We start from the raw sequence: 12385 nt of genomic DNA on the forward strand, positions 1-12385 counted from the left end.
CTTATTTAACAAGCGTTCCAACATCAACACCAACAGCTTTAATAACTGCTCTCAGAGAGTCGTAGTCCTTGTTTGTAGCAGGAACAACACCGTCGATAGCGTAGATGTTTTTAAATACTGTTTTACCTTCTTCAGTTGCCAGGTATTTTTTAAGAGCAACGATGATTTTATCAACAGCTGCCGGGTCCATACCTTTTCTGAATACGAATGGATCGTTAGGGATTTTTTCCGTAACTTTTAGAACCTTAACTTTTTTCTCAACGTCCGGGAATTGAGTCATAACTCTCTCTCTAGCGTCTTTGATTTTTCCATCGAAAGCGTCAGAGTAGAAAGCAGCTCCAGCATCAACCTGACCTTGGTAGATCATAGTGATAACGTTGTCGTGCTTGATAGCAAACATAGTGTTACCTAGTTTTACTTTTTCATCTTTAAAGATTTTTAGAGGGTATAGGTAACCTGATGTTGAAGATGAGTCTGTGAAAGCGAATTTCTTTCCAGCTAGGTCTTTAACAGATTTGATTCCTGATTTTTCTGAAACGTAGATTGCTCCAGCGTAGTAGTCTTTTCCGTGGCGAAGAGCTTTAAGTTTTGCTTCTGCTCCGTATTTTGCGTTGGCCATTAAATAACCAAATGAGTTCATAACAGCAACGTCAGCTCTGTTTGATCCGAATGCTTCTACAACGGCAACGTAGTTAGAAGGAATTCCAGACTTGAAGTAAAATCCAGTTTCTTTTTCCATGAATTTTAAAAAGCTTGTCGAGTTTGTAGCGATTGTGTTGGCATCAACAGAAGGCGTGAAGAAAATTTTAACTGGGTTGTCTCTTGTTCCTAGCTTATCTTCAGCAAAAGATGTGGCAGATACAGCAACAAGTAATAGGCCTAATAATGGTCTTTTCAGGATTTTCATAAAATCTCCCTAACAAAGAAATCAACTGTTTATATTAAAAAATGATGAGGGCAAGCTAACATAGAATATTAGATTTGGTTAGTCAGGAATTAATTTTGTAGGGCTTTTTTTGAAAAAATGGTATTTTTTATAGGTAGCAAGTACAGTTGTTTAGGAGATTTCGAGAGTGAAAAAGCTAATTTTAGTGTTCGGACTTACTCTTAGTGGATTGTGCAGCGCAGAGGTCGCACTTTATAAAAGTACGGATAATACCGGAATCAACAAATTAGAGCGCATAGGGGTGATTGAGCAGTATCTGGCGACGCTTTCCGGGACCCTTCAAAATATTGAGGCTAAAGTCGACGCAACGGCCATTAAAGTGAACGCTTTGGAAAAAGTGGTGGCCCAAATTAAAGAGACAGACATTAAAGAGCTTAGGACTAAGCTTGGTGAGAAAAGTGCTCCTCCAAAAGAGATCGCTCCAGGAGAGTTAGATAAACTAAAAGCAGATTTTACTGCCCTTAAGAACGAAGACATTGAGTCAATCCGCACTCAAATTCAAGGACTCAATTATTCAGTGCAATCGATTCAAGGCATTTTGCAATCCCAGCTCAAATAGAGATCTTAAGCTTTTAATTGGCCAGAATTGAGAAAGCTTGAATATTCAACCTCTTCATTTAATCACTTGAATCGCCGATAGAATATTGTTGGGAGCATAGTGATTACTAGAGGATAATATCCATTATGGAATTTAGCAGAAATGTATTGATCATAGATAATTCTGTTAAGGACAGGGATTTTATCAAGAGCGAAGTCACCTTTGCTTCGAAAAAAATTGTCACATTTACTTTAAGTGGGCGCCAGAATTTTGCAGAGATCACTGCTCAAAATAAAATGAAATGCATGTACATGAATACCAATATTGGTAAGAAGGATGTCTTTTTTATTTTGAGATTTTTTTCTATGCTCAAAGAAAAAGACGGAAGTGAAATCACTATTTTTCTAGCTTCAGACGACTACGAAATGCTGGCAGAGATTACAGCAGAATTCCCTCTGGAGAAACTCCTTATTCTTCATACACCATTAGATGTCGGGGATTTAGTAAAGAAAATTCAAATTGCCGTTCTTGGCAAAGTTGAGTCATCGGCACACGGAAAAGTTTCTAAAGATCCACTTAATATTGATTTAGAGTTCGTGAATGTTTTTATTACGGCCACAAAAAAAGTTATGGTTGAGATGGCCGACATTCAGGACTTAAAATCTTCGAAGCCTAAATTAATGGCGACTCTTAAAGAGCCGTTAGATATTGCAATATCATCTAAAATTTTAATTTCTTCAGCTTATTTTAAAGGAAGTTATTACATCGCTTTTCCTGCGAGTACATTTTTGAATCTTTATGAAAAAGTAGTCATGGAGAAACAAACCGAGATTACCAACGACAATAAAGATTTCGCCAGCGAGCTTGCCAATATTATTTATGGACAGTGTAAAAAGAAATTCTCAGATGACGGGCTTAATCTGGAAATGGTGATTCCATCCCTTCATATGGGAGAGATAAAGTATGACGTGGTCATCTTAATTCCCTTTGAATGTTATTTAGGGAAATTTTATCTGGCCGTTGCTCCAGGCCTTATATAAGAGGAGACCTCCCTTGCGAGAGGCCATTTCAAAAATTATTCTAATGGAGCTAATCCGCTTGCAAGAGACAATGACCCTGCTTCACCTGTAGCTTGTACATAGTAAGAAAGGTTAGCGTGGTTAGCATTTAATTCTAAAACATTTGCTTCAGTTAATAAATCAGATGGATTAACTACCAGCTTTCCATTTACAGTTTTAATTTCTGTATTTAATCTCAGAAATCCTGAAAATGGAGCAAGGTTGGCCTCTACTTTTTTATAGTTTAGTGGTGCCTTAACTGGAAGTGTGATTGAGTTTATTCCCAGCGATGAGTAAGTCACTTGTGCTCCAGAAAGAGTTTCCAGAGTCGCAATACATTTTTCAGAAGGTGAAGTTTGAGTCACTGTCGCAACTACCTTTTTAGTGTAGCTCTTAGTGTATCCATCTTTTTTAGTAATAAGTGTTAATCTCATTTCGCCAATATCAAATGAAGCTGATGTTTTGCAATTAACGTATCCGTCATCATATACCAATTCTTCTGTTAATGAGCTTTCGCTTAGAGTGGTTTTAGGTGCGAACTCAACTATAACATCGTATAGGCCAGCATTATTGTTTCCGTAAACGTTAGTCAGGTCTAGGGTTGTGCTTCTATCAAAAGCAAATGTAGTGAATGAAGTAACTGCGAGTGTCAGGGCAAGAAGTGATTTCATGTTGAATCTCCTGTTAGTTTTCATGGTTTATGCCATTAAAACAAATCGGACTCAAGTTATGATCATGTCAGGTTTTTCTTAAGAATTAACATTAATTAAAGTAAAAGCAGTGAGAGACATAATTCCTTGGGCCTGCATTTTATCACTGGTTGCGACTTCAATGTTTTCTGAATTGGTATGGAGAGTGATTCCCATTTTTTTATAAGCAGTGATGATTTCAGCTTTAGGGATTTTATGAGGAGGACCGTAATCAAATGATCCGTTATGATCGATTGAAAATAAAAGTAGGATTGAGCGTTGATTAATCAGCTTTGAAATATGTTCATAGTAGCGAGGTCTGTCGGCCCTATTAAAAACGACCTGGCTGGCGCGATCAAATAAAACATCAAAAGGTTTTTCTGTCGTGAAATTAAAAAAATCCATCGCATGAAAAGTTAAGTTATCTGCAAAAAAGCTGTAGCCGTGTTTTTTATAAGGGATATTGTTTTCTTCAAAAAAGCTGATGACAGCAGGTTCCCAAAATTCAATGGCCGTCACATGAGCACCTTTTTCTAAGAAAAAAAGAATGTCTTTGGTTTTTCCAGCAAGAGGAATAAGAACAGACTTACCTTTGAGGTCAATATCCTTAAAGTATTTAACCATCTCAGAATTATAATTATTCTGATGGAATCTGATTGTTCCTTCATCCCAGACTTGTGACCAAAATTCTAATGGTGTTGTTGTTTTTTCCATAAAGGAGAGAGTAGCCTAGAGATTCTAGGCCGTCATGATATAAATAATATCCAGAATATCAATTCTTGGCACAATCATCCCTTTGTTAGAAATATGGAAAACCGCACGAGGGATTTTTAACTCGCGTTGATAAAGTTCGCGTAGTTTTTTTGTCTCAATCTTGTCTTCTTCCATGCTAGGAGGCATTTTTAAAATGCGCTCCAGCCTTCCAATAAATAGTAGGCAGTGATCGTTTAAATAAGGCGGTAGTTTATCTTCAAAGTTTTTAAATTCGTTTAAAAGATTTGCCAGCACTTGGGTGTGACTTTCATATAAATACTGAGCGATTAAGAAATAGAACTCAGCAATCTTTTTTTCCGGGTAATTGTCTAGGTGGTCAATGGCCATTTGCAGATTATGATAAATCTTAGATGAGTCGTGAGCGTCAAAACCTTTTTGGGCCTCCATCATTGCGTGGAGACCTTCGTGGTACTCAGGATCAAAGCTTGGCATCTTTTTGGTTTTCACGGGAGCTTGAGTCGCACGTGAGAAGGCATTGCTGATTTCGATGACTTCGTCTTTATATATTTTCGGAGCAGGGCCACCCATGAACAATGCACTTTTTGCTGTCGGGTTCATAGTCATTGCACTTAGGCTGCTAAGAGTGATGTTATCTAGTTTAAAATCTTTTAAATCATCACTTTTGATTTTTTGATCAAGGGGAGTGGTCATCATATGAAGAAGTTCGAGACTGGTTGGTTGAGTCTTTTTCTTGTTCATCAAATTCATGATTTTTTTCGTCGCGATTTCTTCTCTCATGAGATTGTATTGATCAAATCCTAATGGAAGAAATTGTCTTTGATTGATGGATTTATCTTCGAGGTGATTACAGAAATAAAGAATTCCTGTTTCCGGAACCTGCAGTTCATTGATGTAGGGAGTATCACCGCTTAAGTCACACGCCAAAACATCACCGTTTTTAAAAGTCATGTAAAGACACCAGGTCGTAATGGTCTGATGAGCTTTGACGAATTCGATAATTGATTTTTTATCATTGGCCGTCTGGATCAGTTTGAAAATATATTCAAAGATCGAGAGCCCTTGGGTGTTAAAGACATTGGTAAATTTCTGGTGAAGAGCGATCGTCAGGCCATCTTCTGTCATCAGCGTGATTGAAGGGTAAGGAATCCCTACAGAGCCAAATCCAAGCGTCCTGGGCATTCCTGTAACGTCGTAAGAGATCGCACGTTCATAAGTGTCAAAAGAGCCTTGTAAAGGGAAGTCGAGGATGCGTCCGTGAACCACTTCTCCTATTTCATTTCTCATCATAAAGCTCGAGCAGCCTAAGTTTCCTTTCATAAATCCAGGGGCCCACTTACTCATGCAGCTGACGAGTTCGGGAATCAGCATTGTGTAAGCACATTCTTCAAGTGGTAATCCCAGTCCTTCAGCATAAGACTTTAGGTGACGGAAATTATCTGGTTTTTTGAGCATGGAATTTTTAATGACGGCCTTTCCCACTTCCTGAATCACCATATTCGCCGGTTTCCAGGGAGTTCGAAGCATCATCTTTACGTCGTGGTGGACAAGTTTTCCGGCTTCACGGTCCTTGAGTCCCAATTGGTAAAAGTTTTCGTCAATATCGCCGATCAGAGTAATAAGATCCATGGGGATTTTTATCCATTATGAGGAGTGATTATGTTTGATATTGTAAATGATGTTGGTAGTGGAAGCAATCAGTGGTTGAATATCTTTCTTCTAATTGCGGCCGTAACAAGAGTCTATTTAGAAATTATCAAATATGATTTTACTGCACTACCACTTACATCGGGAATGTTTAAAGGGAATAAAGAACAAGCACAGAAATTCCATAGAAACGGATTGTACTTGAGTCTGGGTTATATTGTGCTATCTGCACCTTTTACACTTTTTGCGTGACGCTCTTCCATCATTTTTTCGAATTCTTTCTGGTAGAGCCCATCGTACATTTCAACCATGTCTAAATACTTCTTTTGCTTCTCAAATGATTGTGGAGCAATCAGAACATCTTCTTTGAAACGTTTTCTGATATAAATTTTAATCGAGATTTTTTTGCCGAAACTTTCTTTTCTCTTACGAGTCAGTAAATTGTCGAGCTGATAAATTTTATTTAAGAATTGTGAGTTCTGTTTCTTCTTAAGCTGAAAAATATCCTGCTCTTTAATATCATTCCATACAACCCATGGGTCGATATCTTCTCTTAAGATTTTTGTCAGAGTCAGATAGATGGCCGGGTCTGATTCGAAGTTATCTCCCATAAGAACTAACTCATCAGGGATTCCTGTCATCAGGAGAATATCCAGAAGGTGATTAAGTTTATAAAGGCCTTGTAGCTTTAAGTCTTTGGTTGTGAGTTCACCATCCAGGAATGAAAAGAAATGGCGGTAGTCTTTTAAAAAAATACCTGCCGAAAAAATATTATTCTTATAAAGCCAGTCTCTCATCGAGTCTTCATAGAAGTGCGGTGAGGCCGAAAGAATAAAGGGGTGATGGCCACGTTTGATGTAGCGGTGAAGAATCTCCACGCTGCTCATAACGGTAGGGTTTTCTTCCATTGATCTGGTAAGGGATCTGTAAACTTCTTTTGTCGTAGAGTATTTTGTATCAACTAACGTCTTATCAAAATCACAGATAATAATTTTTTTCGGAGAGAAAATACGAAGCGGGATATAGGTTCCCAGATGTAATTCTAATCCTGGCTTCTTTTTTGTTTCATAAAGCTGAAGAATTTCGATAGACTCCCGGTCTTTGGTAAGTGGGATCTTAAAATTGAAATTTCCGAAAGAGTCAGACTCAAATGATTTTTTATAAATTTCTTTTTGATCCTTTGATACCCCAATTATTTTCATAGTGAATTGGTAAGCGTTCAAAAGACGTAAGGCCTGAATGGGAAATTTGGGAGTGGGAATATCGAGATCAAGGTTTTGTGCCATCAGATTCTCTTTCATAGTAATAGACGCCTTGATGTTGATTGAATCATCAGTGACTATTGCTAAAAAATGGACGAGGTGAGGTCTTTTCATAAACTGTATTGCTCTCTTACTGGAAGTATAGCAGAATTAAAGAATAGTTAAAAAGGATAATTGCGAATGGATCATGTTACTCAGACCGTCTACATTGAATATTTAGGCAACGTCGACGTCTACCTGGGAATGGGAATTAAGATTGTCACAGGACTTGTCCTGGGAAGTTTAGTTGGTTATGACCGCGAACAGAAGATGAAAAACGCGGGGATTAAGACCAACGTTCTTATCTGTTTAGGAGCGACGCTGTATACGGCGATTTCGATGCTTGGGCACGTCCAGGGCGGCGGAATTGAGTATGACTCGGCCAGAATTCCAGCACAGATTGTATCGGGGATCGGTTTTCTTGGTGCCGGTGCGATCATGAAGGATAAAGGAAACATTATCGGTTTAACGACTGCGGCGACTATTTGGGTTGTGGCGTCAATCGGGATGACGATTGGATATGGGTTTCCAGTTATCGCGACAATTTTTACAATTACGATTTTGTCGGTTTTAAAACTTCTGGGGCCAATCTACCAAGGGTTCGAGTCGACAAAAAATCACAAGTACTACCACATTGAAATTCTTTCTCACGGTGATATTAAAAATCTGGTTAAAGAAATCGTTTTTAATACGACTGATAGAATTGATGAACTTCACGAGCAGATTATCGATAAGGAATCAAACAAACGCCATATCGATTTCTACGTTTATCTACACCCGAAAAAAATGCGCATCATGGGCGATGAACTAAGAGACATCGTGCAAGCTGACCGCGTGCATTTCCACCAAATTGATAGCAAGGCCGGCCCTTCGGATACGTAAGGGCCCCTTAATTTTTATGCTTTATTGATTTTGAAAGTCAGGATTCCATCACTGTAGTTTTGAGTGATGTTTTTTGGGCTTAAAAGATCTACTGTGTTCAGTTCTTTACTGAAGAGCTCGCTTCTCGTTGAGCGATTAAGACTTCCATCTTCACCATTTAATGAATCAGTGTACTTTCTTGAAAGTGTAATCTTAACCGAGCGGCCTTGAGTCGAAAGATGAATGTTTTCTTTTTCATACTCGGCCACTGGAACCGACACAGTGACAGTTTTTAAATCTTCCGTCAGTTTGGGATTTAATTTATCCACTCTATAAAAAGGATCTGTCGCTTTATCGTTAAGAATTTTTTTGTCTGTCGATGTTGAAGCTGTCACCCTTTGAGCGTCTGCTTCAAACTTCGCCGATAAAGTTTTTAAGATTGTATCGTGCTCTTTTACCATGTTTTCATAGCGCACCTTAAAGTCTTTTTCTCTTTGAGCAAGCATGTCTTTTTGGTGAGTTTCCTGATATGTTAACTGATCCTGATTCACACGGTTTTGCTCATTGCTTAAGCGCTTATTTTTTTCCATATCCATAGTCATGAGTTTTTTTAATTCTTCTTTTTGAGTATTAACTTCAGCATTATGAATACGGACATCGCTATCTAGTTTTGTACGGAAGTCTTTTTCACTGTCGGCAGCTTTCTGGTTGAATCCGCTGGCAAGAGCGTTGATTTCATACTGAGCATTGCCTTCCAGAATAGTTTTTTCAGATTTTGATTTGGCCGTGATTTCTTTCACTGCGGCCTGAGTAGACTCAGCGATCGCACGCTGATTTTCCTGCGTGTTGCTGTATTGTTCTTCGAAATTTTCTTCAAGCTGAGCTTTTAAGTCAGTCAGCTTTTGTTTTTCACTGGTTTTAAGATTTAATTCTTCTTTAGCAACCGTGTTTTGAACCTGTTTTAATTTATCTTGGTACCCTTTGATTTTGTCTTCATAGACACCAGAGTCGCTGATCATTCTTTGATTATTGCGATCCAGAGCTTGGATGTACTGATCTTCACCTTCTACGCGGGCGATTTCGATCTTTTTATCATAAAGCGTATCAAGGTTTTTAATCTCTTGTTGCTTAGACTCGATCTTTTTTTCAATACTTTTATTCATTCTCTTATAAAGATCTTCATTTTCTTTAAAAGCTAATGCCTCGGCACTTGTTCCGACTTTCATTGAGTAGCTCCTTCCAATTCTTTTCCTTCGCTGATACTGCACACGTCTTTATGAGAAGTATTTCCCATGCAAACCCATGAGCGCAATAGATTCACTTCCACTGAGAGTTTCCCACCGTTATAAGCAGCATAGCTGATAGGGTTTAGTGTTGAAGTGACGACCTGAGCGTTGGGAGGATTTATGTTTTGCACCTTTGATCTGACATAATATTGATAGACTCTGTACTCGCCGAAAACCGGCGTCGTCACTAGAGTCATCAATATTAAAAGTGCCTTATTCATTTTTTAATGAAGTTCCATTTTCTGATCGAGGATTTTTCCTTCGACTAGTTTAAAGAAAGCTTTAACGAAGAGTTTTCTATCGTCATCTGTCATCGATAGAAGCACAGTTTTTTTGTGTTCTAGTTGACGGTGTTTTGAAACTTGTTGAAATAGTTTTTTTGCTCGAGCTCTTTCTTGACCTGTAATTTTTTGAAATCTCTTTTCTTTAATTTCCGGATCGCTTAGCCAAACTTCGTGAAAGAGAGGGAAGTGCCCAGTTGTCCCCAATTGGATTAAGGCCTTCATTGATTCTTCAGGTCTATAAGAAATATCCAAACAATCCTCCTGATTAGATGGAATCACTCTTGATGAGCGAGTACTCTCTTATGTTAAGTGATTGTATGAACTTTTTAGGAGAGGGTAACTATTACCGAAATTACAGGCCCCTTTATTTAATCAGGGGTTAGATATCGGTCTTTTTTACTCGGATTAATTTTCCTTATAAAATAGTCTCTTTTAATGAACGACTTTTGTTGTATAATGATCAGGTGTGAACATTTTGCCTTAAGAATTGAGGCAAAAAATTACCAGGATGGTTATATGTCGAAGTCTCTACTATTTTCATGCGCACTTATCTCAGCATGTTTTATCCCAAGCGCTCATGCACTAGTTGATTATTCAAATACAGTCGGCGGCTCAGAAGAAAAAGCTCCATCTAATAAGAGTATGCAAAAAATGTCGGCACCATCTAACTCTAGCAGTGGAAGAGGCCTGACGTGGAAATCAGATTTTTCATTCGCCACAAATTACGAATCAATGGAAATTGGCAGTAATAAATACGGCGTTCTTAATATGAATGCTCACGTTCAAACTCCAGTGAATGTTTTCTTAGATGCTTCTTACTGGAATGCTAAAGGTGACGAAGGCTCATCAAGTGGTAACCCAAAATTAATTTTAGGATTTAACTGGCTTCGTTTTGGGAGTCCAAGTGAAGAAGCAAAACTTGATATTTACGGGGGAGTTAAGCTCTCATCAAATTCAACTTTAGGAAGCTCTCGTACAGATAAAGTGGTTGGAGCTGAAACGACAAAAAGATTTGGAACTTTCGGTGTTGGTATCGGGTACGATATGACTCTTGTAGGAACTCCAAAAAAGAGTGATGAAAATGCTATCGGGAATGTTAGTCGTCTGACAATCAGTGGTGGCTGGATGGTTTCTGAAGATATTCAGTTTGAAGTTGAAGCAGAGAACTTTTCAATTGCAGCTGCCAGTGATCAAACTCGTACCAATCGTTTAAAAGAAAAAGTAAGTTTTTCAACATTATCTCCAAAACTAAATCTGGGATTAGCTCCGGCCGTAAACCTTGAATTAGGGGCCCGTTTTAGAATGAAAAAAGCAAAAGAAGAGGCCAATCTGCAAGCATCGAAAGTTTTTGACCTTCATGGTGCTTATACGAACTCACTTTTTGCGGGATTAAATATTACTATCTAAGTGAAAAGTTTAAACTCGCCGATTTATTTTTGTTCTGAATGTAAAAAGGTCATGGATCATCTTGATGACCTGCTTTTTATAGACGAATACTCTCATAAAGGATTTTGCTCTGAAGAGTGTATCGAGGATTTCTATTTTCCTCTGATCAAACACTATGAAATGATCGAGCATTCGCTGAGACGCAAACACAATATCGAAAGTGAGCTTCCTCCGGGAACTATTATCGAAGCAGATGTCGTTGAAGCAGTGTTGGAAAATCCCAGTGAAATTTTTCGCCAGACTAATGAACTCCATGAAACATTTTATAATTTTATAAAGCACTATACTGATTTTTCGGTCATCGTTGTTGCCAGCGTGTACCGCAAAGAAGCGTCCTTTGTTTTTCTTGCTACCAGAACGAAGTCACAGGCCCTTATAACAGAATTTCGTTATGGTGAACTGGTGATGGACTGGGCAAGGACTGAAGTTGAAGAAGACGAGGAAATCAGCGTTGAGCTTGAAGCTGACGAGGTGAATGTGGACGAGCATGACGAAGATGAAGACATGATTTTTATCCAGCTCTTGGAAAGTAAAAAATCCAACTTGCTTGCTGAAATTCTCATGAATAGAAAAGACGATGATATCCCTTTTGAAGACTACACAGGTTATGAATCATGTTTCCAGGAAACATTGGATTCTCCTGATGAGGTTTTTGAAAAGAAAGATAAAGAAGGCGATATGATATTCACCTACATCAAAGCATTTTCCAGAGGCCGTGAAACTTTCTATTATATTGTGACTTGTTTAAAGCGCATTATGGAAGCTGAGAATGTGAATGTTTATCCGATTCTTGCGTTGCCGACGATTGATATGGAAATGTGCCAGGAATTTAGAGGGGGCACAAGATTATCAGGCCCCCTAAAAAATTAAATTAGATTAAAAAGATTGAAGAACGTACTGGTTTACTGACTTGAAAGAGTTACAGTATGTTGAAACACCAAGAGCAAGTCTCGCCATACAGTCTTTGTAAGCATCTAAAGTCATCACGTTTTTACCGTACATTGGGTAGTAGTAGTAAGTGTCTTTAAAGAACATAACGTTGTTAATTAAAGCGCTAGAGTACTGCGTGTATTTTACGAAAGTAATTTTCTTAACAGATTTTGGATCTGTAAAAGTTCCGCACATTGGGTTACCAACGTAGATTGAATTCGATCCACTTGTTGTGTGTGGAATGAAGCAAATACTTACGTCACCGTTAGCTCCGACTGGTGGAGTTTTAAATTGAGCGTAGAAAACAGTTTTATCTGTGCTACTTTGGCAAAGTGTATATGATCCAAGATGTGCACTTGTCGTAGCAAATCCGTTGATCCCATCAGTTGAAAATTTACAGTGAGTAGCGTCTGCTGGAATGTTTGAAGGTGTCGTCGTTGTGGTGTCCGGAATAGTATTTCCAGTACCAAAGTCAGTTCCATTTCCACTCGTCAGACCGTTACCGTTAGAGCTTGAACTTATCATTGAACGTTGTGATCTCGGAGAGTCACATGCAGTAGTGATCATTAAGAGTGCCATAAGAGCTATTAGTTTTTTCATAATTTTACCCACCTTTTCTCAAGGTTCGCCTATTTGTACACCTGTCTTTTCGGATCATTATTTCAAA

Annotated in this window: 15 protein-coding genes; 6 read left to right on the forward strand and 9 right to left on the reverse strand. The window is 38.4% G+C overall.

The annotated features are described in order from the left end of the window. Position 1: 1 nt before the first annotated feature. Positions 2-907 carry a phosphate/phosphite/phosphonate ABC transporter substrate-binding protein gene (locus tag SHI21_RS17915; RefSeq protein WP_323578386.1) on the reverse strand — a complete coding sequence of 302 codons (906 nt, stop codon included), beginning with the start codon at positions 905-907 and terminating at the stop codon, positions 2-4. Positions 908-1073: 166 nt separating this feature from the next. Between SHI21_RS17915 and SHI21_RS17920 the strand changes: the two genes are divergently transcribed. Next, the gene (locus SHI21_RS17920; protein ID WP_323578387.1) at positions 1074-1505 is read left to right on the forward strand and encodes a hypothetical protein; all 432 of its coding nucleotides are present in this window, start codon (positions 1074-1076) and stop codon (positions 1503-1505) included. Positions 1506-1630: 125 nt separating this feature from the next. Beyond that, positions 1631-2524: a chemotaxis protein CheX gene (locus tag SHI21_RS17925; protein ID WP_323578388.1), complete on the forward strand. Its 894-nt coding sequence runs from the start codon at positions 1631-1633 to the stop codon at positions 2522-2524. 35 nt (positions 2525-2559) lie between these two features. Here SHI21_RS17925 and SHI21_RS17930 read toward each other — a convergent pair whose 3' ends face one another. From SHI21_RS17930 to SHI21_RS17940, 3 genes are all read right to left on the reverse strand, one after another. Continuing rightward, positions 2560-3213: a hypothetical protein gene (locus SHI21_RS17930; RefSeq protein ID WP_323578389.1), complete on the reverse strand. Its 654-nt coding sequence runs from the start codon at positions 3211-3213 to the stop codon at positions 2560-2562. Positions 3214-3291: 78 nt separating this feature from the next. Continuing rightward, on the reverse strand, positions 3292-3945 hold the full coding sequence (locus SHI21_RS17935; RefSeq protein WP_323578391.1) for a class I SAM-dependent methyltransferase: 654 nt from the start codon (positions 3943-3945) through the stop codon (positions 3292-3294). 24 nt (positions 3946-3969) lie between these two features. After that, positions 3970-5592 (reverse strand): C45 family peptidase, encoded by a 1623-nt coding sequence (locus SHI21_RS17940; RefSeq protein WP_323578393.1) that lies wholly within the window; start codon positions 5590-5592, stop codon positions 3970-3972. Between the two features lie 30 nt (positions 5593-5622). On the opposite strand from SHI21_RS17940, the gene SHI21_RS17945 reads away from it, so the two are divergent. Then, a complete protein-coding gene (locus SHI21_RS17945; protein ID WP_323578394.1) occupies positions 5623-5862 on the forward strand; it encodes a hypothetical protein in 240 nt (79 codons plus the stop codon). Here the strand turns inward: SHI21_RS17945 and SHI21_RS17950 are convergent. Further along, positions 5823-6986: a phosphatase domain-containing protein gene (locus tag SHI21_RS17950; RefSeq protein ID WP_323578396.1), complete on the reverse strand. Its 1164-nt coding sequence runs from the start codon at positions 6984-6986 to the stop codon at positions 5823-5825. The two genes, SHI21_RS17945 and SHI21_RS17950, sit on opposite strands and share 40 nt — an antisense overlap. Positions 6987-7052: 66 nt before the next feature. Between SHI21_RS17950 and SHI21_RS17955 the strand changes: the two genes are divergently transcribed. Further along, positions 7053-7793: an MgtC/SapB family protein gene (locus tag SHI21_RS17955; protein WP_323578397.1), complete on the forward strand. Its 741-nt coding sequence runs from the start codon at positions 7053-7055 to the stop codon at positions 7791-7793. A 14-nt stretch (positions 7794-7807) separates the two neighbouring features. On the opposite strand, the gene SHI21_RS17960 is transcribed toward SHI21_RS17955, so the two are convergent. Genes SHI21_RS17960 through SHI21_RS17970 form a run of 3 tightly spaced genes read right to left on the reverse strand, consistent with a single transcriptional unit; the run spans position 7808 to position 9594 of the window. After that, positions 7808-8998 (reverse strand): Hsp20/alpha crystallin family protein, encoded by a 1191-nt coding sequence (locus SHI21_RS17960; protein ID WP_323578398.1) that lies wholly within the window; start codon positions 8996-8998, stop codon positions 7808-7810. Next, the gene (locus SHI21_RS17965; protein WP_323578400.1) at positions 8995-9279 is read right to left on the reverse strand and encodes a hypothetical protein; all 285 of its coding nucleotides are present in this window, start codon (positions 9277-9279) and stop codon (positions 8995-8997) included. The genes SHI21_RS17960 and SHI21_RS17965 overlap by 4 nt, the downstream gene beginning before the upstream one ends. Before the next feature lie 3 nt (positions 9280-9282). Beyond that, on the reverse strand, positions 9283-9594 hold the full coding sequence (locus tag SHI21_RS17970) for a hypothetical protein (RefSeq protein ID WP_323578401.1): 312 nt from the start codon (positions 9592-9594) through the stop codon (positions 9283-9285). Between the two features lie 264 nt (positions 9595-9858). On the opposite strand from SHI21_RS17970, the gene SHI21_RS17975 reads away from it, so the two are divergent. Together SHI21_RS17975 and SHI21_RS17980 are read left to right on the forward strand one after the other, a co-directional pair. Next, positions 9859-10749, forward strand: coding sequence for a hypothetical protein (locus tag SHI21_RS17975; RefSeq protein ID WP_323578402.1), 891 nt, complete (start codon positions 9859-9861; stop codon positions 10747-10749). Between the two features lie 51 nt (positions 10750-10800). Continuing rightward, positions 10801-11658, forward strand: coding sequence for a hypothetical protein (locus SHI21_RS17980; protein ID WP_323578403.1), 858 nt, complete (start codon positions 10801-10803; stop codon positions 11656-11658). A 6-nt stretch (positions 11659-11664) separates the two neighbouring features. On the opposite strand, the gene SHI21_RS17985 is transcribed toward SHI21_RS17980, so the two are convergent. After that, positions 11665-12318 (reverse strand): hypothetical protein, encoded by a 654-nt coding sequence (locus tag SHI21_RS17985; RefSeq protein WP_323578404.1) that lies wholly within the window; start codon positions 12316-12318, stop codon positions 11665-11667. Positions 12319-12385: the final 67 nt, after the last annotated feature.

This window comes from Bacteriovorax sp. PP10, from assembly GCF_035013165.1.
Taxonomy (GTDB): Bacteria; Bdellovibrionota; Bacteriovoracia; order Bacteriovoracales; family Bacteriovoracaceae; genus Bacteriovorax; species Bacteriovorax antarcticus.